The sequence below is a fragment of the Roseovarius faecimaris genome (genome assembly GCF_009762325.1).
Lineage (GTDB): Bacteria > Pseudomonadota > Alphaproteobacteria > Rhodobacterales > Rhodobacteraceae > Roseovarius > Roseovarius faecimaris.
In genome coordinates this window covers 1,670,020-1,690,178 of the sequence record NZ_CP034348.1, presented here as the reverse complement: position 1 = coordinate 1,690,178, position 20,159 = coordinate 1,670,020, and the positions used below count along the sequence as shown (strand labels likewise).

Sequence of the window (20,159 nt, the reverse complement as noted above, 5' to 3'; positions counted from 1 at the left end):
ACCTCCTCATCTGGTCAGACGGTGAAACATGCCATCTTCCAGCCTGACCGAAAACACCGCCCGTCACCCGCGTCCCCCACAGAGCCGGTTCACGACAAGCCGCATTGCGGTCAGTACGGTGAAGACAAGGGCGAGCTCGATAAAGACAAAGACACGAAAAACAAGCGCCACAAGCGCGGCCATCTGAACGGACGCGCCGAGACTGATCAGGAAACTGCTCCATGTCCATTCAATCACCCCCAATCCGCCGGGCGTCAGTGGAATCAGCCCAATCAGAATGACCGCCGGGCTCGCGATAAGAAGCGCCAAAACATCAATGTCAGGGATGAAGGTCGTCACCAGAAGAAGCACGCGCATCAATTGCAGAACAAGCCGGCAAAGCGACAGCGCGGATTGCAACAGGCATTGGTGAAAAGGTGTGTCCCGCGCCATTGCGAAGATGTCGGACGCCTGCTCGAACTTCGCAGCCGCGAAACGGCGAGCCGCAAGCCAGCCTGTCAGCCTGTGGAACAGATCCAGAATGCTACGGACCGCGAACAGACTGATTGCACATGTGATCACCAATATGGCCAAGGCACCCCCTCCCGGAACGCCGAACAGCCACATGGCGAGGCTTGCAAGACCCGTACACACCATGATCACGATATCGAAAACCTGCTCATAAAATGTCGATCTTGCTGCAAATCCCGAAGCGCGCAATTGCCTGGTGGCCAAAAGCCAGCGCGTCAACGCCATGCTGACGGGCATAGGTATGATCTGTGCGAACAGAGTGCCGATCGTGGTGATACGGGCCATTTGCAGAACGTCCGGCGCATCAGCGCCCGGGGCGAGCTGCGCCGCGGCAAGCTTCCACTTCATGACACCCAACAGTTGATTGGCGCCAGTCAATGCAGCCACGGCGAACAACACCCAAAGGGGCGTCATTTGCGGCAGTTCAAGAACGCTGCTCAGCGATAGATCCAGCGCCCAAAACATCAGCAGAATGAGCAGTATTCCGATGAGACCTGACAGGATCTGAATGAGATAACGCCGCTGCATCACTGCTGTGCAGCCCCGCTTTCAGAAGGCTCCGTCGACAAGCGACGGCAGCCTGACGCATCCATTGTATCGAGCAACATGTTATGGGCATTTACAACAATGGGAAGAGTGAATGTAATCGGCCTCAGACCGACATGTTCGAAATCCTCCCCCGACAAGACCAGAACATCATATCGGGAGCACAATCGGCTCAGGTCTTCTGGTGATGCGGTGTGCATATACATGACCACAGGCCGCTCTGGCGCCAGAGCGCTGTTTCGCGGGATATCGCTCCCTATGGGCACTTCAAAATCATCGACGATTACGACATCCGCATCAAGGCTGTGCACCCAAGTGGTCGCCTGATGATACTTGCCGACAAAGGAAGAAACCTGAAAGCCGCGAATTGGAAACATGATCAGCGGGGAAGCGATCAGAAGCAAAATAACGAATGTCCGGATTCTGGTATATGTCTGATTGGCCAGGCTTGTTTCCCAGGCGATGGCCGCCACGATGAACAGATTACCCAGCAAGCCGTGCAGATATCGGTAGCCCCAGCCATGTCCCTGATCCGGCATCAGGAATATGTACGGCACAAGGCTCAGCGCTGTACTGCTCAGAAGCAAGACGACGAGCCGGTTTCGATAAGACCTCATGAGGAGGAAATAGGCGGCGAAAAGCGGGACAAACGCCAGATTCTGCCACAATACGAGACGACCGAGGTTGGTCCAGACCGCCGACAGATCGGTTACTCCGGGAAGTTTGAATATCCTGGCCAGTATCTCGCGCGTTGTCTCGGACCCTAGAGAGGTTTTGCCTGTTGTCTCACTGATCAGTACGCTGTCCCATCCGATCACCAGAAGATGACCGATCAGATAGATCACCCCGTAGATCAGCAATGGCCCCAGGCGCAGCGGATTCAGAAGCAACACAAAGAAGGGCAATGCGAAAAACAGGTGCATATGAACCTGATGCAAAGACGCGGTGATCACCCCGATCAAGGCCGCAACGACATGCCAGATCATCCGGTCGCGCAGAAAGAAATGAAGCCAGAGCAGGTTAAAGAACAGATGCGCCGGCATGGCGTAGGTGGTCATACCTGCGACCAATGCCTGTGAAGATGTCACCATGAGCAAAGCGGCAATCACCGGTGCCCGTGGCAAGGTCGGTGCGATCTGGCGCGTGACGAGCGCGACCAGGATGATCGAGCCAGCAAAGAAAAAGGATGAAATATAGGCGCCGTTGCCTATCACATTGGCCAACGCGATCAATGCAGCCAACCCGGGGCGGTACCCGCTTGCCAACTGGCCGCTGTCCGGATCGAAGGTGGCGAAGCTGTCATATATCATGTGGCCCCAGGGCCGCCATTCCGCGCTTACCGTCGCTGTCAAAGCCTTGCTGGCGAATATCTCGCTTTGCAGGCGGGGCATCCATTCGTCCATCGACAATGCGTATTCATGATAGACAAAACGCGTCCCCGCAACCGCCAGAAGCAGGCCCATGCAAGCCATCAAGCCGACCAGTTTCACAGGGTCTCCGGCATCAAGGCCTATCCGGGTCAAGGCGCTTTCAGGCAGTCGGGCAACGACGAGGCTGATGGCAAACATGATCGCAACGGAAATGGCTGCGTCCGGAAAATCAATCAGCCAATAGATGAGGCCCGAAATTCCGAAAATACCGCCCGGGTAAAAGGTTAGCGCGGCGCCGCTGGCAAGAAGCAGGAAAAAGCAAAACGTTGTCGAGCGGATGAACCGGCGTGAAACGTCTTGTTGCATGGTAAGCTGCTTTTCCAATGCTTGAACAGTATCCGGTGTGACCTAGGCTCGTCTTCGCTCTTGCTGACCGGGTCGGCTAACTTTGTGTTTTCGCAGCCAATAGACCACGGCTGGGGGTTCGCCGCCAAGCGCTGAATCGGGGCGCGTTCGCTCATTCAACCCGGTCAGATATCCCGCGCAATCCTTCGCCTCCGGCGCGCCCTGCCATGCCTTCGTTCCTTTCCCCGTGGCCAATCGGCACTCTCACGAGGCGACACCGGCCCGACATGCACGCAAAAGGAAAGACACTGCCACCCACCGTGGCGCAGCGCCCTTGTCGAACTCTGGAGGCCAATGTCATTCTGACGGCACCGGCGGCGGCAGACGAAGATAAGCGAGCCTTTTCATATCGCGGCGTGTTCGGGTGATGCCGGACAGAATGAGCCCGGTGAATATCGACACCAGACCGGTCGAACCAAGCACAATGGAGACGACAAGTGTGGGCAGACGCCCAACCAGTCCGGTTTGCTGAAACTCGGCCAGCACCGGCAGGAACATCGCCAAAGCAACCAGGCAAGCCGCGAAACCCGACGCGCCAAAAACGAGAGTAGGACGTTCGAGTATCGTCAAACCGGCGATCGTCCGCAAAATCCGAAAGCCGTCAACAAAGGTTCTCAGCTTGCTTTCAGTATCCTCATGCCGAGCGCCATACTCTGTATCGACTTCTGCAAACGGGATGGAAAGCTGCAGCATATGTACCGTCAGTTCGGTTTCAATCTCAAAGCCTTTGGCTTCAACGGGAAAGCTTTTGACAAAGCGTCGGGACATGACCCTGTAACCTGACAACATGTCCGAAAGTTCGCTGCGGAATAACCGCGAAATTGTGGAGGTCAAAGCTCTGTTGCCAAAGCGATGCCCCCGGCGATATTCCTTTCCACCCGCGTCGATGCGTCGGCCGATCACCACATCGAGGGCGTCTTTGCGCAACAGATCGATCATAGCAGGCGCTTTGGACGGATCGTAGGTCAGGTCACCATCTGTCAGGATGTAGATTTGCGCATCAATATCGCGAAACATGCGCCTCACGACATGCCCCTTGCCGCGCATCTTTTCATGCCGCACCTCGGCCCCGCTTGCGGCGGCCAGCGCAACAGTATCGTCGGTGGAGTTGTTGTCGTAAACGACGATCCGGCAGCCGGGCAAATGGTTTTGAAACCCTTCGACAACCTTCGCAACGGACGCTTCTTCATTCAGGCACGGCACGAGAACAACGGTATCGCTATAGTCGAGCACTTTCCGATAACCCGCTTGCCTGTCTTCATTTGAAACGTTCTTAATCCTTCATAGCAAGGTTTCGTGCGTATTCAATTTAAAGAAAAACATCTGTTTAAGTGTGTCCTGCCCAACGGTTTTTCAGAAACCACATGCAAGAGCGAAAAATTTGGGCCACGGGCGGCACCTGAACGCCCCCGGGGCTCATGCCGGAAGACTGCTCATCACAAGACATTCTGGCCTCGCGTCTCGGCGCCAGGCCGCGCTTCGAAAATGCGCGCGCCGACAGGCAGGGCGGCTTTACAGGCGATTGACGGGCACTTTCAGCATTGGAACGCCCTCGTCATCCTGCGGAATTTGACCCGCACGCATGTTCACCTGCAGGGACGGGATGATGAGTTTGGGCATGGAAAGCTGCGCGTCGCGCTCCTCGCGGAAGCGCACGAACTCGTCGCGCGTCTTGCCGCCGCCGACATGGATATTGTCGGCCTTTTGTTCGCCAATGGTCGTTTCCCAGGCGATGGCCCGCCCGCCGGGCGCATAGTCATGGCAGATGAAAAGGCGCATCTCGTCAGGAAGCGAGAGCACTTTCTGAATCGAATCGTAAAGCTGCGCGGCATCCCCGCCGGGGAAATCGGCGCGTGCCGACCCGCCATCGGGCATGAACAGCGTATCACCCGCAAACGCGGCATCCCCGATCACATGCACCATGCAGGCCGGGGTGTGGCCCGGCGTGGCGATTGCAAACGCCGTCATCCCGCCGATCGTGTAGGTGTCGCCCTCTTCGAACAGCGCATCGAACTGCGAGCCGTCGCGCTGAAACTCCGTGCCCTCGTTGAAGATCTTGCCGAACGTGTCCTGCACCTCGACGATGCGCGCGCCGACGCCGATCTTGCCGCCCAGTTTCTGCTGGATATAGGGCGCGGCCGACAGGTGATCGGCGTGGACATGGGTCTCGATGATCCATTCCAGTCTGAGGCCGCGCGCCTCGACCATCGCAATCAGACGATCGGCGCTGTCATAAGTGATGCGCCCGGCTGCGTAATCGATGTCGAGCACGCTGTCGATGATCGCGCAGGCGTCGGATCCGGGATCCCTGACGAGATAGGAAATCGTGTTACTCGCCGGGTCGAAAACACCCTCGACCTCGGGCGACACCGCCATGTTCAGAGCAGGAAACTCCATAACGTCCTCCAGGGTCTATTCCAGCGTGCCACCGGCCTTTGTCCAGGCGCCGACACCACCGGCCAGGTTCAGCACCGGGGTCAGCCCCATATCCATCGCCACCTGTGCCGCAATGGCCGAGCGCCCGCCCGATGCACAATAGAAAACATAGGTCTTGTCCTGATTCAATTCAGGTTTGTGGGCCGGGCTTTCCGGGTCGATGTGAAATTCCATCATCCCCCGCGACGAGGCCACAGCCCCCGGAATGATCCCGGTCTTGGCCTGCTCGGTTCCGTCGCGCAGATCGACAAAGACATGATCGGGCGACCCGACCAGCGCAAGCGCGTCTTCGGCGCTTATCGAAGGGGTCGCCGCCAGCGCCGCCTTGACGATCTCCTTGGAGCTCTTCGTGATCTTTTGTGGCATGGTCTGCCTCCTGTTGCGGATGGCGGCCAGCCACCCGAGCAAAACATTCAAGGGCCAGTCCGCCGTCCCGCCCGCGCCGCAGGCACAGGCCGACCGTGTGGACGGGCCCGGGTTTGTCATATCGCCAGATCGAGCCGCGGTTTCCAGAACGGGCGGAACAGCTCGATCTTGGGGCAGCGGTCCATCACGACCTTCAAACCCGCCTCTTCAGCAAGACGCGCAGCGCGGTCATCATATACCCCGATCTGGCCCCAAAGCACCTTGGCCCCGATCTCGATGGCCTGTTCGGCGATCCCATAGAGCTCTTCCTTAGGCCGGAACACCTCGACCATGTCGACGGGCCGGTCAATGTCCTTCAGGGAATGATACACAGGGATACCGCGGATTTCGGTCACATTGGGATTGGGGTTCACCGGGATCATATCATACCCGGTTTCGTGCAGAACCCGCAGCACACCATAGCTGAACTTGGTCTTGTCGGCACTGGCCCCGACCATGGCGATGGTCTTGACCGAGCGCAGGATGTCAGAAAGGTAGTCCTGCGCATAGTCATAGCGATGATCAATATCGGCGTCGGGCATCTACAGCTCCTTGGGTTGTGCGATATCCGCCTTCAGCTCATGCGGCTCCAGCGGGTCAAGAAACGGGTTGCGGTACAGTTTGTCGTGGCTCTCCACGCCGATTTCCAGCGTGCAGTCGGTCTTGGGCCGCGCCACGCAAAGCAAAACATACCCGTTCGCGATCTGGCGGTTGTTCAGCGCGACCTGCCGGCGCTGGTCGATCTCGCCATCTGTCAGTTTGGCCGCACAGGTGATGCACCCGCCGTATTTGCAGCCATAGGGCAGATCGACCCCCTGCTCTCGCAACGTGTCCAGCAGCGGCCGACGCGCCTCGACGACATAGGTCGCGCCGTCGCGATTGGCGAGGGTTATGGTCCTGACCTCGGTCACAGCCAGATGTCGCTCGTACAATCGCCACCGGGATAGCGCGTTTCGTGGCAACGGCTGGGGCCGTTCGGCTCTTTCCCGAAATCGACGATGAAATCCTCGTTGATCTTCATGCCGCCGTTTTCGACATCGCAGTCGATCATCACCATGACCCCGCCCTGGGTGCGGATCTCGGGATAGAACTGGTTGTCCCATGTCGAGAACAGCGATGTGGTGACATAGAGCCGCTTGCCATCAAGACTGAGCTGGAACATCTGCGGCCCGCCGGCGACCTTGACGCCGTTGACCTCGGGCGCCTTGCCCAGAAGCCCCCCCATCCAGACCTGGCCGGTCAGTTTCGGATTGTGCGGATCGGTGATGTCATACTGGCGCATGTCGCCATGCAGCCAGTTGTTCAGGTAAAGATACTTGTCGTCCATGGACACCAGAATGGCCGACATCACGCCCGGCACCGGGATCGGCCATTCGGGGTGCGGTTCGTTCTCGACATCGATCACCTTTTCCCATTCCCATTTTCCGGCGTCCGATTTCCAGAAATGGATGACGTTGGTGCTCAGCGCGGCCCCGCAGAAACCATGCGTGCTGTCGGGATCGTGCAGGAACTTCACCTCAAGCGGGATAAGGCCATCCTCTCCCAGATACATGCTCTCGATCGGCCTGCGTTTCTCGAAATCCCAGATATGCAGGCGGCGGCCGTATTTCAGGTGCCCCACCTCTTCCAGATCGAAGCCCGGCATGAAGGTGTTGGGGGCCGCCCATTCCGAACTGATCATCACATTGTGACGCGGCTGGTACCAGAAATCATAGCCGAAGGGGATATCGCCCATGGTTTCTTCCCACCGGCCGACAATCTCGAAATCCTTGTTGAGATGCAGATAGCCGCCCGGCGCCTCGCCCTGAGCGTCTCCAAGGAACGAAATGATAATCTCGGAGCCAAGGCAATGTACGGTATGAGGACCACTCAGATTGGCCTTGGCCTTGATCTCGGCGCCGTCGATGATCTTGTGCAGGCGCGGCGCGCGCGGATCGGTTGCGGTGTCCACGACATGAATGTTGTTCGACCGCACGCCCGGCACCAGAAGGTATTTGCGCGACATCGAACTGTCGTCATGACAGGACGAACACGCATTCCACCCCATATGGTGCAGCTCGTCCCCGATCCCCGGCATTTCCAGCCGGTGAATGACCTGGGAATAGGTCGGGCTGTCAGGGTCTGCATCCACCGTGGCCAGGTAATCCGGTTTCTGGATCCCGGTCCCCGTGTAGATGGCAATCGTGTAAAGCAGTTTCTCCCTCGGTGCCCTGATGGCCTCCTGCGGGCTTGCGTAACCCGGTCCGCAACATGCTCCGTCCATCGTCCGCGTCCTCCCTTGATTCTTGATTAATTCCCGTATAACGAAAAATGACTTATTACGAAATGAGAAAAACATGCATCTGGAACGCCTGACGCTGATCCTTGAAATCGTCGGACAGAGGGGCGAGGCGACCGTGACCGATATCTGCGCCCATTCGGAGCTGCCCAAGGCGACGGCGTATCGCCTGGTGCAGGATCTGGTGAACGCAGGATTGCTGGAGCCGGTGGCGCGCGGGCGCTTCGCGGTCGGCACGCGCCTGAAACGGATTGTCCGGGCAGACCAGTCGGACCACTCGCTCATCGAACGTGTCGCCCCCAGCCTCCGGCAATCGGCGGCCACTTATGGCGCGGCGTTTTTCCTGTCCCGGCTGCGCGGACGCGCCGTGGAGATCATCCATGTGGAAACGCCCGGTAACGGCGTGTCCTTTCTCCATCCCGGCCTGGGCAAACGCCCGCTGCATGCGTGCTCCTGCTCAAAGGCGATTGTCGCGTTTTCGCCCGATCTGCTGCTGTCGAAACACCTCGAAGGGCAGTTGAAATCCTACACCGAATTCACCCTGACGCGCCTTGAGGATGTCACGGCCGAACTCGCTCTCATCCGACAGCGCGGCTATGCCGAATGCGTCGAAGAGATAGAGCGCGGCATGTGTTCGGTGGCCGCCCCGCTAAGCCATGACGGACCGGGCGCGACCCTGTCGATCGGCGCAACAGGATCGACCCGCGTTTTCTCGCCCGCGTTCCGCGCCAAAATCGGTGTGGCGATGGTGCGGATCGCACAAGACATTGCAGCCAGCCTAAACTGGGACAGCGTCCCGCGCCCCTCCAAATCCGCATAATCGGCCGAGACGGAGGCACGCCGGGCAACTGGCGATGTCAGACCGGGTCGAGCTGGTCTCACTACTACCGTCAGGCGACTTCGTACCAGTCTCGGTTTGCCGCTGAATGCGCAAACCCAGTCCGCGCCACTTTAAGATGACATTGCTGCAGTTTTCAAAGCACCGGTGGCTCTTGTGGGTGGGCGCGCACTGACCGCGTGACTTTTTCAGCCAGATCAAGCGAGATAAGCGCCTCCAGAGCCAGTTTGAAACGCGGATCGCGCCGGGCGCGTTTGCGAAGTTTTGCCACATCCCATTCGAGCAGGACGCTGTCCTGTGCCAGTTCGGCGGTCGCCGAAGCAGGATTGCCAGTCAGATAGCCGATCTCGCCCACAAACGTGTCCTCTGCGATTTCAAAGCTGTTAAGGCCCTTTGTGATCTGCGCATTCCCCTCGAGAATGTAGTAAAGTGTGGCAACCTGCGCGCCTTCCGTAACCAGACGATGACCATCCGGTCGATGGACGCGTTCCGATGCGCGCATCAGTTTTGCGAAGTCTCCCGGCGGCAGGTTGTCAAAGCGCTCATAGATATCCTGAAAGCCGTGCGGGATGGCCAGTGCCGACCTGCTGTAGAACAGGTTGAGCAACCCCAAAATATTCGCGGTTCCTGTCGCAGTGCTCGCCCAGATCGCCGACCAAAGCGGGGTATCATCCACCACCCCGTAGTACCAGATGTACAACAGGGTCCCCACAAGCAGCATGATCCGCAGTATCACCTGGTTGATGATAAGATAACCTAGAACGAACATCCCGGCACCCGCGAACACCAGGTAGTCGGCAAAATGCAAGTCTTCCATTCCGTCCCTGTCGATATGCTATCTGTTGCGCATGCTAGAGCGGATGGGGCGACATCACAATGCGCCCTCGTCAAGGATCACCCGTGGATATGTCATTCCAAGTCCGAGCTTGATCTTCGATGATCATGCCGGGCACGGCAGGTGTGAAGTCTCAACGCAGTTGTTGAGCCGGCGACCGCACGCCTGCAGATCATCGCATGGTCATGGCCAGAGGCACGGCAAGCGCCCTGCCCGGCTCAGGCCAAGTTAATCTGACATGACCAAGATAGGGGTGGGTGGCGGAGCGCTCTGGATTCGAACCAGAGATATGTTCCTTTCTGTAACCCCCGGAAAACACGTCATAATTTCAGCGTGGAAATTAGGGTAGACTGTTGATTTTGCATAACTTTTCAGCTCCCTGGCGCTCGCCTTTACGATGAACGCAATGGCCGACTTGGCGCCGTGACACCGCCTTTCTTATCGTGTCGCCGAGTAGCGCCTCAGTCGTTCCCTCCCGACACGGCGGCAATAAACCAGCCTGTACAGTGTCCCGGGTCATTATATGGTTGACGCAAGAAAACGGAGCTAGATTTCGGCATGACGGCAAATTCTGACGAAGCACTGCAGGCGCTTCAGCGTGAGGTCCAGCGATTACTGGGTCGATGTTTGCTGCGGCTACAACAGTACGAACGTCTGATCAAAGCTATTATGGCGAACTACGAAATCTCAGGGCCGCCTCATGCCTTGGAGGAAGTGAGGGCCGCGCGCATGACCGCCACCGCCGGCAAGACGCTCGGAACCATAGTCAGCGAACTCCTGGGATCGTATGTTGTTCCCAATGAGGTCGACACTCCGATACCGACCTCAACCGATACCTCTAATGGCCACATCTCAATCGGCAGTCGGCTGCAACTATCGGACGCGGATTTCGGACTGAGAATGAGCTGAGGGAATTGGTGCTTCTGCGGAACAACCTGGTCCATCATTTCATTGACCAGCACGACATCGGAACCCTGGACGGATGCCGTGGCGGCCGCGATGCCTTGATCGAAGCCTACACCCGGATTGACCAGCATTTCGAAGAACTCCGGGCATGGGCCAAAGGCATGCATGACGCTCGTCGGGCGCTCGCGGGGGTCGTCCAATCAGATGCATTCCACGACCTCGTGGTGAACGGCATTCACCCGGATGGCAAAGTGTTCTGGCCCGACGCAGGCATTGTGCGCGCGCTGCAGGAAGCCTCTGGAGTGTTGGCCGTCGAGGGTTGGACGAGCGTCGCGGAGGCTGACAGGTGGATTGCGGAGCGGTATCCAGAACAACGGCCCGAGAAATATGGATGCAGCAGTTGGCGGCAGGTCGTGCATGAATCCCGTTTCTTCGAACTACGATACTTTGAAGTCGGCGCACTTCGCGTTGCTCGGTATCGGGATAAAAAACGCCATGCGAACCCAAGTTGAGGCCAGTCTGCAGGCAGGCTGCATCTTATGCCATACGAGGCTGGCTGGGTCCGCGGGCTGCCTGGGAATTCGGTGGCCATCAGCTTTCATTCAACCGAAAGTCAAGTCCAGCGCCGGAAGCGGGCGCCGAAAACCGTATCGCGCCAAATGCCAAACAGAGACTCGGGCCGTTTCGGGCGGCTATTTCGCCTGTGAATTCAAGTCTCTAGAGGCCAACGCCCCGCACAAGTCGCGGAAAACACGCCACAATACGTGAGGTGTAAAATCGTTTAATATCAATGACTTATGTTGTGGCGGACAGGAAGGGATTCGAACCCTCGAGACGGTTTCCCGCCTACGCACTTTCCAGGCGCGCGCCTTCGACCACTCGGCCACCTGTCCGCCGCCGGGTATAATGAAGGCCGAGGGGGCGGTGCAAGGGGGAAATTGGCCCTGGCGTGCAGGTCGAAAAAAAGCCTGTCCGCCTGCCCTCTTATCCGCCCCCTGCCCGTGCGGCTTGGTCAGTCGTCAAGATGCAGATAGACCCGCCGGTTCTGACGGCCCTTCTTCTCGATCTTGCCCAGGCGCACCCGGCCGATCTCGGCGGTGCGCGCCACATGGGTGCCGCCGCAGGGCTGCAGATCGACCTGCCCGCGCCCCTCTCCGATCCGCACCAGACGCACCCGCCCGGCCCCCATCGGAGGGGCGACCGACATGGTCTTCACAAGCTCGGGCTGCGCGCGCAGCGCCTCATCGCTGATCCAGTCCTGTGACACTTTCAGATCCCGGTCTATCAGCGCGTTCAGCTCGCGTTCCAGCGCCTCGCGGTCTTCGGGGGCCTCCGGCATGTCAAAATCGAGCCGCCCCTTCTCGGTGCCGATGGCCCCGCCCGTCACCGGCAAGGGGATCACGACAGACAGAAGATGCAGCGCCGTGTGCAGGCGCATATGCCGGTGCCGGCGCGCCCAGTCGAGCTCTTGCACCACTTGCGTGCCGATCGCGGGCAGCGCCTGCGGCTCTGAGGGCACCAGCGCGATATCGTCGGCCTCGGCCTTCACGGTCGTGGCCACATTGACCGCCCCGCCCTGCCAGCGGATCCGCCCGGAATCGCCGGGTTGCCCGCCCCCGGTCGGATAAAAGATCGACGCATCCAGCACGATCCCGCCCTCGGGCGTGTGGGCTACAACCTCCGCCGGGGCCTCGCTGAGATAGGCATCCTCGCGAAAAAGCGGCACCGTGGTCATCGGCTGTCGCCTTCCCCGCCGCCTGCATCCTCCCCGTCGCTTTCGGGCATGTCGCCCTCACCGGGCAAGGCGGTATCCTTGGGCGGTTCCTGAACCGGCTCGGCGGCGGGCGCCGCGGGGGCCGCCTTGGCAGCGCCCTCGCCGGTCAGCGCCTCGGGGTTGCGGATCCAGATGTCGCGCTGCGCGAAGGGGATCTCGACCCCCTCCTCGGCAAAGCGGCGAGCAATCTCGTGATTGATGTCCGAGGTCACGCTCAGCACCCAGTTCACATCGCGCAGGATCGCCCTGATCTCGAAATCCAGGCTGTCCGCTCCGAAATTCTTGAACACAACCGACGGCCCGGGATTAGCCAGCACCATCGGATGCGCCTCCGCGATTTCCATCAGGATACTTTCGACCTTCTTGGTATCGGTGCCATAGGCGACCCCCACCGGAATCACGGCCCGGCCAACGGTGTTGAAACGGGTGTAGTTGGTCACCCGGCCCGCCACCAGATCGGCATTGGGCAGGATCACGTCAGAGCGGTCAAAGGTCTCGATCCGGGTGGAGCGCACCGAAATATCGCGCACCGTGCCATGCACGCCGCCCACCTCGATCCAGTCGCCCTCGGAAATGGGCCGCTCGATCAGCAGGATGATACCCGAGACGAAGTTCTCCACAATGGTGCGCAGGCCAAAGCCGATGCCGACCGACAGCGCCCCGGCGACAATCGCGATCGAGCTGAGATCGACCCCCGCCGAGGTGATCGCCACGACCGCCGCCAGAAAGATCCCGACATAGCCCACACCGGCCACGATGGCATTGCGTCCGCCCTGGTCGATCCTGGTCTTGGGCAGGATCGTGTTCTTGAGCGTCCCCTGCAAAAGCCGCGTGGCGATATAGCCGATGGCAAAGACGATCGCGAAGGTCAGGAACACCGTCGGCGAAATCCGCACGCCGCCCAGATTGACCCCTTCGGTGAACCGCGTCCACAGATCCAGAAGCTGGCTCGGCCGCACCCCCCAGGCCATCGCGAAAAAGGGCAGCGACAAGAGCACCATGATCAGCCCGATGACAACCGGAACGAGCGAATCCGTCGCTCCCTCCCGGTTGCCCGTCACCAGCACGTAAACCTCGACCACCACCCGCTGCAGCACCAGCAGCACCGCCATCAGTTGCAGGGACAGCAGCGACGGGAACATCAGGAAATGGGCCAGCTTGAAATACCCCACCGCCGCCAGCACCGGCGACACGACCCCAAGCACCGCCATGGCCAGCGCCAGGAACCGCGTGATCGAATTGCGATAGCTTTCCTCGCCATCCTCGCTGACCGCGTTCTTGCAATGCAGTTGCAACAGCCGCGCCAGGCGCAGCAGCATCAGCCCCGCCACGGCGATGAACGGGAAAAGCACCACGTTGGTGGCGGTTTCGGTCCAGTTGGCAAAGCCCGACAGATCCGACACAAAGAAATACGCCCCGGCCACGGCCCCGAGCGAGGCACCATAGAAACGGCCCGCCTGCCTTTGCGCCGGTTCAAGCGTAAGCGGCAAGGTGCGCGCCTCGCGCGCCGGGAAGATGCGCATCGCCAGCCAACGCGCCAGCAGATAGACAAAGACCGGCCCCAGGACGCCGCTGATCATCTGCTCGCTGCGCAGCCCGATGAGATTGGTGGCAAAGGCGCTTTCGGTCAGCATCACCACCCCGGCAAAGGGCAGCAGAACCGACCCCAGCGACAGCGCGAAGCCCCCGATCCAGCGCCCGGCGCCCGGCTGCTCGGTCAGCACCCAGTTGCTCAGCCTGCGGCTCCAGCGCCGCCCGCGGATGATCAGCAAAAGACCGATCCCCGCCAGCAGGATCACCGCCGGCAAATCCTCCTGCGCCTCGGCCCTCTGTACGGAATTGTTCCATGCATTCTTGAACTCACCGCGCACATGCGCCGCCGTCCCGCTGACCGCCGAAAGACCGGCGGCCCAGTTCACCGGATTGACCGGCGATGGCCCGAATTCAAGAAGCTCATCGGCCTGCCGGTCCCGGATGATATTGTCGATCCCCCGGATCAGCCCGTCGGCGCGGTTCTGCGCCAGTTCCGCCGTCTTGGCCGGCTCCTGCAACTCTGCCAGCCGTGCATTCAGATCGGCGCGCTGACTGGCGACCGTCGCGGGCTCTTCGCCATTTTCCGGCACCGGGCCAAGCGCATCAAGCTGGCTCTGCACCGTGGAAATCGCGTTGGCGTTGATGCCCTGCGCTTCGACGAATTGCTCGCGCCAGTTCACCAGTTGCTGCCGCAGCGCCTCAAGCGCGGGCGTGCTGGCACGGCTGGCCTCGATCGCCTCATCGGCGCGCGCGGCGGTGCGCTGCCAGTCCTCGTAATCCGGGATCGCGGCCACCGGCTGTGCCGACAGCTGTGCTGCGGGCGTGAACAGGGCCGCGCCGAAGCTCAACAGCAAGAGCAGGGCCAGCGGTCTCAATAGACGTTTCACTCGACAAATACTCCGGGTATGGACCGGGGTGCCTGATCCAGCCAGGCTGGCGTCGGCAACCCTTTTTCTTTCAAAAACTCAGGGTTGAACAATTTCGACTGATACCGTGTGCCGTAATCGCACAGCACGGTGACGATGGTGTGTCCCGGGCCCAGGTCGCGCGCCAGGCGTTTGGCCCCGGCGATATTCACCCCCGACGAGGCCCCAAGGCACAGCCCCTCTTCGGCCAGCAGGTCGAACACGATGGGCAGCGCCTCGGCATCCTCGATCTGATAGGCAAAATCGGGCTTGAACCCTTCGAGGTTCTTGGTGATGCGCACCTGCCCGATCCCTTCGGCGATCGAGCTGCCCTCAGCCTCCAGTTCACCGGTCGTATAATAGCTATAGAGCTTGGCGCCCATCGGGTCCGCGAGGCCGATCTTCACGCCCTTCGGCTGAAGCGCCTCGGCCACACCGGCCAGCGTGCCACCCGATCCGCAGGCGCAGATGAACCCGTCCACCTTGCCATCGGTCTGTTCCCAGATCTCCGGCCCCGTGGTCTCGACATGCGCCTGCCGGTTCGCCACATTGTCGAACTGGTTGGCCCAGACCACACCATTTGGTTCGCTTTGTGCAAGTTTTTCCGCCAACCTCTCGGAATAATGCACAAAATTGTTCGGATTTGCATAGGGCGCGGCAGGCACCTGCACCAGGTCCGCCCCCGCGAGGCGCAGCATATCCTTTTTCTCCTGGCTTTGCGTTTCGGGGATGACGATCACCGTCTTGAACCCCAGCGACGCCCCCACCAGCGCAAGGCCGATCCCGGTATTGCCGGCGGTGCCCTCGACGATCGTGCCGCCGGGCTTCAGCGCCCCGCGCGCCATCGCGTCACGGATGATAAAAAGCGCCGCACGGTCCTTGACCGACTGGCCCGGGTTGAGAAACTCGCATTTGCCATAAATCTCACAGCCGGTCTCTTCCGAGGCGCGGCGCAGCCGGATCAGGGGTGTATTGCCCACCGCGGCGGCCAGGTCTTGTGCTGCTGTCATGGTTCCCCCCAGATCTTGCAGAGTTCGGCGTCCGAGAAGACGTATCCCCTCACCGCCAATAACTCAAGCGGTGGCGCGCAGCCGGTCCCGGCTTTTTGCCAGCCACAGCAGCGCCAGAACCAGCGGTCCCGCCTCGGCCTCGCCGCTGTCCAGCAGGCCCATCGCCTGCTCGTAGCTCAGGATATGGGTGCGGATATCCTCGTGCTCGGTCTCCAGCCCTCCGCGCCCCTGGCTGACCTCCGGCAGATCGCACAAGCCTATGAAGACATGGAAATATTCTGTTGAATCCCCGGGCGAGCAGTAATGCGCGCTGACCTTTTCCAGACCATAGAGCGCAAGCCCCGCCTCCTCCTGGCATTCCCGGTGCGCTGTCGTCTCGGGCGTCTCGCCCGCATCGACCCGCCCCGCCACCGGCTCAAGCATCCAGGGATAGGCATCGCCCCGCCCGAAAGGCCCCATGCGAAACTGCTCGACCAGAAGCACCCGGTCGCGCCTGGGGTCATAGGGCAGCACGATGCTGGCATCGGTCGCCACGAACACCTCGCGCCTCAGGGGCGGGCTCATGCGGCCGTCAAACCGCGGATGGCGGAGCTCATATGACCGGGTCAGGAAAAACCCCTGATGCGGCGTCTCCATTTGGGCCACCTCAACCGCCTCATGCGGTGTCTTGCTGCGATAATCCGCCGCCGTCCCATGCGCCGCCGCCACATGCGCCGCCGCCCGCGCCATGATCATCATCAGCACCGCTCTGACCGCTTCCGGCGCACGCCATCCGTGATAGCTCAGGATCTCACCGATCGCCGCCTCGGTCAGCCGGTTCCAGTCCACCGCGCCGGGCTCGGCCGCCGCCCGCTCCGCCGCGCGGGGCAGCACAGCGGTCTTGGCGGTCAGGGTCCTGCCCTCAGCGGTCTCTACCTCGCACGGCACCGGGGCCGCGCCCGCCACGTCCAGCACAAAAGCCAGCCGATCGGCCTGTGCCGGGCTCAGATCGTGCAACAGCACCCCGTCAAGCGCGCCCCCCTCAGACGGGTTTGCCACCGGAAACACGGAGTTTTTCAATGCGAGGGTTTCATACCCGCCAAGCGTGGCCGCCTCGGTGCGGACCGGCCCAAAGAGCTGTTCCAGCACCCGCGCGCTGCCAAGCGACCCATAAAGGAAGACGTCTCTCACCCGCTCAGCCGTATCGCCGTGCCACCCGGTCCGCGAGGATCCCCGTCAGCAGGCCGCCAATCACGATGATCCCGATCACCTTGGCATCCAGAAGGTTGACGCCAAATTCCAGCATCAGGTTGAACACGCCGATGATCCCTTCGAACGGGCCGTCATATTTCTTTTCCAGCGCGAAATCGAGCATCTGGTTGAAGGCCTGCACAAAGACCCCCCAGAACACCAGCGCCGCGGCGCCGGTCAACCCTGCGCTGATCGCTTCCGAGAACCCGCCGCCGACGCGCTTGCCCAGCACCCGCCAGCCACAAATCAGCCCCAGCGCCACATTCACCTGGTTGAACCAGCCGAAATCGGTATGCGGCGGCATCAGCGGGCGGATCGCCTCGGAGGCAAACCACCCCACGGCGGCAAGGCCGATCGCCCCAATCAGCTTGGCGGCGGTGGGCATATTGTCAGACAATGGCATCAGTCGGGCCTTGCAACAGTGATCTGGACTACATTGCAATTACCGGACTGGAAGGCGCTCGCGCAAGAGGTCAGGTAGAAATTCCACATGCGCCGGAACCTTTCGTCAAAGCCCAGCTGCGCCACCTGATCCCATTTGGCGTTGAACGTCTCGTGCCAGCGCCGCAGGGTCTGCGAATAGCTGTCTCCGAATTCGATCGACCGCGCCACGCGCAGCCCGGCCCGCTCCACCTCGCGCCGCAGCACCGTCGGACTGGGCAGCATGCCGCCCGGAAAGATATATTTCTGGATGAAATCCACGCCCTTGCGATAGGCCTCGAAACGGCGATCCTCCACGGTGATGATCTGCAATGTCGCGCGACGGCCCGGGTTCAGCCGCTCGCGCACCGTGTCGAAATAGACCGGCCAGTATTTCTCGCCCACCGCCTCGAACATCTCGATGGAGGCAATGCCGTCATAGGTGCCGCGCTCATCGCGATAATCCTGAAGCTTCAGCTCTACCTTGTCGGATAGACCTGCGTTTTCAATCCGTTGTCGGGCATACTTCAACTGCTCTTCACTGATGGTCAGGCCGGTCACATGCAGCCCGCGCTCTTTTGCGGCATATTCGGCGAACCCGCCCCAGCCGCATCCGATCTCCAGCACATGATCGCCGGGCTCAACCCCCATCTGATCGACCATGCTGGCATATTTCGCGATCTGCGCGCGTTCCAGATCTTCCTGTCCGGTTTCGAACAGGGCCGATGAATAGGTCATCGTCTCATCCAGCCACAGCCGGTAGAAATCATTGCCCAGATCATAATGATACGAGATATTCTTCTTCGCCTGACGGCGGCTGTTGCCGTTCAGCCAGTGCCGCAGCCGCTCGTAAAAGCGCACCACACCCATGCCGGGAAAGCCGTCATAGAGCACTTCATTGTCGTAATGCACAAAATCCATCAGCGCCTGCAGGTCGGGCGTGGACCACCAGCCTTCCAGATAGGCATCCGAAAAGCCCAGATCGCCCTCGCGCACCAGCCGGGAAAAGCAATCGGGGTTGTGAATCTCCACCACCCCCACCGGCCCCGGACGCGCCCCCTCGGCACGGAACACGCGGCCATCGGGCAGCACGAAATCGAGCCGCCCGGTGCTGATATGTTTCGCGGTCGCGAACACACTTGAAAAATAGCGCGGCAGGTCGGTCTGGCCGGTGGTGTCGGTCAGGATCATGCCTGTCTCTCCCTCGTCTTTATGGGGCACAAGGCTAGGGTGCCGCCCCCCCGGCGGCAAGTGATTTGTTAACACTTAGCTTTCCCGCGCCTGATAGGCCGCCAGCGCGCGCTCGCGCCCTTCGGAGAGATCGACAATTTGTGCGGGATAGGCGTCATCCGGGCTCAACCCCCAGCTTTTCGGGATCGCCTCGAAATAGCTCAGCGCCGTCTCGGGCGGCCGCCTCTGCCCCTCGGCGATCCAGGCCCGCGGATAGGCATGTTCGGGGTCGAACTTGTCAAGCTGGGTCACCGGGTTGAAAATGCGGAAATAGGGCGCGGCATCGGGCCCGGAGCCTGCGGTCCATTGCCAGCCCATCGCGTTTGAGGCCGCGTCCCAATCCGTCAGGCAGTCGTCAAACCACGCCTGCCCGACGCGCCAGTGCACCATCAGATGCTTGGTCAGGTAGGAGGCCACGATCATCCGCGCGCGGTTGTGCATCGTGCCGGTCACATACATCTGCCGCATCGCCGCATCGACAAAGGGCACGCCGGTGCGGCCCTGTTTCCAGGCGGTGACATGCGGATGACCGGCATCCTCCGACCAGGGGAAATTGTCCCATTCCTCGCGCCAGCAATCGGTCAGGATATGCGGTGTGTGATACATCAGATGCGTGGCGAATTCGCGCCAGACCAGTTCCTTCAGCCAGTGCTCGGCCCCGGCCGCGCCCCGCGCCATGGCCCGCTGCCCCGCATGCCAGCACTGGCGCGCCGAAATCTCTCCATAGGTCAGGTTTTCCGACAGGCCCGATGTGCCCCGGACGGCCGGCCGGTCACGCGCGTCCTTGTAGTCTTCCACCGCCTGGCCCATGAACCAGCCCAACCGGCCCTGCGCCGCCTCCTCGCCCACGGTCTGATGGGCCGCGCACACCTCGGCCCCGCGCTGCATCGCCTGACCAAGCTGCCACGCCTCCAGGGCATCGCTTTGGGGCCAGCTCTCCGGCGCCGGGATTTTTCCGGGGGCAGGCAGGGCGTCGGGCACCTCGCGATCCTTCACCGCGCGCCACATGGGCGAATAGACGCGGTAGAACCCGCCTGATTTGGTCTCCACCGTCCAGGGCTCGAACAAAACATGGCCGGCATGGCTCTCGGCGTGCACATCCAGCTCTTTCAGCCGGGTCTTGATCCGCTTGTCGCGCACGATCGCCTGCGGCTCGTAAAGGCGCGTCCAATGCACTGCCCCTGCCCCGGTCTCTTCGATCAGCGTCTCCAGCACCTGCTCGGCCGCTCCGCGCCGCAGGATCAGCCGCGACCCCATCGCGCGCAGTCGCGCCCCGAGATCCGCCAGCGACAGGCCAAGCCGCCACCGGGCCGCCGCCCCCAGCGTTGCAACGCTGTCATCATGAATGAAGACGGGGATCACCGGCCCCCCCGCCGCGATCGCTCCGCACAGGGCGGCATTGTCACTCAGGCGCAAATCCCGGCGAAGCCAGAGAAGTGTTGGAGCGGTTGTCATTTGTCCCTCGATGTCGTGTTTTGCGGAGGACATAATCCGCCGCGCGAAAAAGGCGACTTTTCACGCGGATTTC

General features: G+C 60.9%; 19 protein-coding genes and 1 tRNA gene. 3 read left to right on the top strand and 17 right to left on the bottom strand.

Features of this window, described 5'->3' with window-relative positions:
• Positions 1–63: 63 nt before the first annotated feature.
• From EI983_RS08710 to EI983_RS08675, 8 genes are all read right to left on the bottom strand, one after another.
• On the bottom strand, positions 64–1,038 hold the full coding sequence (locus EI983_RS08710; protein WP_157706980.1) for a lysylphosphatidylglycerol synthase transmembrane domain-containing protein: 975 nt from the start codon (positions 1,036–1,038) through the stop codon (positions 64–66).
• The gene (locus tag EI983_RS08705; RefSeq protein WP_157706979.1) at positions 1,038–2,792 is read right to left on the bottom strand and encodes a glycosyltransferase family protein; all 1,755 of its coding nucleotides are present in this window, start codon (positions 2,790–2,792) and stop codon (positions 1,038–1,040) included. Before EI983_RS08705 ends, EI983_RS08710 begins: the two co-directional genes overlap by 1 nt.
• A gap of 336 nt (positions 2,793–3,128) precedes the next feature.
• Positions 3,129–4,064: a glycosyltransferase family 2 protein gene (locus EI983_RS08700; RefSeq protein WP_246162355.1), complete on the bottom strand. Its 936-nt coding sequence runs from the start codon at positions 4,062–4,064 to the stop codon at positions 3,129–3,131.
• Positions 4,065–4,343: 279 nt separating this feature from the next.
• The gene (locus EI983_RS08695) at positions 4,344–5,228 is read right to left on the bottom strand and encodes an MBL fold metallo-hydrolase (protein ID WP_157706978.1); all 885 of its coding nucleotides are present in this window, start codon (positions 5,226–5,228) and stop codon (positions 4,344–4,346) included.
• A gap of 15 nt (positions 5,229–5,243) precedes the next feature.
• The gene (locus EI983_RS08690; RefSeq protein ID WP_157706977.1) at positions 5,244–5,633 is read right to left on the bottom strand and encodes a rhodanese-like domain-containing protein; all 390 of its coding nucleotides are present in this window, start codon (positions 5,631–5,633) and stop codon (positions 5,244–5,246) included.
• A 116-nt stretch (positions 5,634–5,749) separates the two neighbouring features.
• On the bottom strand, positions 5,750–6,214 hold the full coding sequence (locus tag EI983_RS08685) for a CoA-binding protein (RefSeq protein ID WP_157706976.1): 465 nt from the start codon (positions 6,212–6,214) through the stop codon (positions 5,750–5,752).
• Positions 6,215–6,583, bottom strand: a complete 369-nt coding sequence (locus tag EI983_RS08680) for a 2Fe-2S iron-sulfur cluster-binding protein (protein WP_157706975.1) — start codon at positions 6,581–6,583, stop codon at positions 6,215–6,217. It abuts the gene before it with no gap.
• Positions 6,580–7,935: a selenium-binding family protein gene (locus EI983_RS08675; RefSeq protein ID WP_157706974.1), complete on the bottom strand. Its 1,356-nt coding sequence runs from the start codon at positions 7,933–7,935 to the stop codon at positions 6,580–6,582. The genes EI983_RS08680 and EI983_RS08675 overlap by 4 nt, the downstream gene beginning before the upstream one ends.
• 73 nt (positions 7,936–8,008) lie before the next feature.
• On the opposite strand from EI983_RS08675, the gene EI983_RS08670 reads away from it, so the two are divergent.
• A complete protein-coding gene (locus tag EI983_RS08670) occupies positions 8,009–8,770 on the top strand; it encodes an IclR family transcriptional regulator (protein ID WP_157706973.1) in 762 nt (253 codons plus the stop codon).
• A 154-nt stretch (positions 8,771–8,924) separates the two neighbouring features.
• Here EI983_RS08670 and EI983_RS08665 read toward each other — a convergent pair whose 3' ends face one another.
• A complete protein-coding gene (locus EI983_RS08665; RefSeq protein WP_157706972.1) occupies positions 8,925–9,605 on the bottom strand; it encodes a Crp/Fnr family transcriptional regulator in 681 nt (226 codons plus the stop codon).
• A gap of 576 nt (positions 9,606–10,181) precedes the next feature.
• On the opposite strand from EI983_RS08665, the gene EI983_RS19325 reads away from it, so the two are divergent.
• Both EI983_RS19325 and EI983_RS08660 read left to right on the top strand, forming a co-directional pair.
• Positions 10,182–10,532 (top strand): hypothetical protein, encoded by a 351-nt coding sequence (locus EI983_RS19325; protein WP_246162354.1) that lies wholly within the window; start codon positions 10,182–10,184, stop codon positions 10,530–10,532.
• A gap of 8 nt (positions 10,533–10,540) precedes the next feature.
• The gene (locus EI983_RS08660) at positions 10,541–11,041 is read left to right on the top strand and encodes an OST-HTH/LOTUS domain-containing protein (protein ID WP_246162398.1); all 501 of its coding nucleotides are present in this window, start codon (positions 10,541–10,543) and stop codon (positions 11,039–11,041) included.
• 291 nt (positions 11,042–11,332) lie between these two features.
• Here the strand turns inward: EI983_RS08660 and EI983_RS08655 are convergent.
• The 8 genes from EI983_RS08655 to EI983_RS08620 all read right to left on the bottom strand — a co-directional run bounded on the left by EI983_RS08655 (position 11,333) and on the right by EI983_RS08620 (position 20,086).
• Positions 11,333–11,422: transfer RNA gene (locus tag EI983_RS08655), tRNA-Ser, on the bottom strand.
• 119 nt (positions 11,423–11,541) lie between these two features.
• Positions 11,542–12,264, bottom strand: a complete 723-nt coding sequence (locus EI983_RS08650) for an alanyl-tRNA editing protein (RefSeq protein WP_157706971.1) — start codon at positions 12,262–12,264, stop codon at positions 11,542–11,544.
• Complete coding sequence (locus EI983_RS08645; protein ID WP_157706970.1) at positions 12,261–14,723, bottom strand: DUF3772 domain-containing protein; 2,463 nt, start codon at positions 14,721–14,723, stop codon at positions 12,261–12,263. Before EI983_RS08645 ends, EI983_RS08650 begins: the two co-directional genes overlap by 4 nt.
• On the bottom strand, positions 14,720–15,751 hold the full coding sequence (locus tag EI983_RS08640) for a cysteine synthase A (RefSeq protein WP_157706969.1): 1,032 nt from the start codon (positions 15,749–15,751) through the stop codon (positions 14,720–14,722). Before EI983_RS08640 ends, EI983_RS08645 begins: the two co-directional genes overlap by 4 nt.
• 63 nt (positions 15,752–15,814) lie before the next feature.
• On the bottom strand, positions 15,815–16,921 hold the full coding sequence (locus EI983_RS19320; RefSeq protein WP_246162353.1) for an NUDIX domain-containing protein: 1,107 nt from the start codon (positions 16,919–16,921) through the stop codon (positions 15,815–15,817).
• A gap of 4 nt (positions 16,922–16,925) precedes the next feature.
• Positions 16,926–17,384, bottom strand: coding sequence for a TrgA family protein (locus EI983_RS08630; protein WP_157706968.1), 459 nt, complete (start codon positions 17,382–17,384; stop codon positions 16,926–16,928).
• Positions 17,384–18,592 (bottom strand): SAM-dependent methyltransferase, encoded by a 1,209-nt coding sequence (locus EI983_RS08625; protein ID WP_157706967.1) that lies wholly within the window; start codon positions 18,590–18,592, stop codon positions 17,384–17,386. Before EI983_RS08625 ends, EI983_RS08630 begins: the two co-directional genes overlap by 1 nt.
• A 75-nt stretch (positions 18,593–18,667) precedes the next feature.
• Positions 18,668–20,086, bottom strand: coding sequence for a cryptochrome/photolyase family protein (locus EI983_RS08620; protein WP_157706966.1), 1,419 nt, complete (start codon positions 20,084–20,086; stop codon positions 18,668–18,670).
• Between the last annotated feature and the right edge of the window lie 73 nt (positions 20,087–20,159).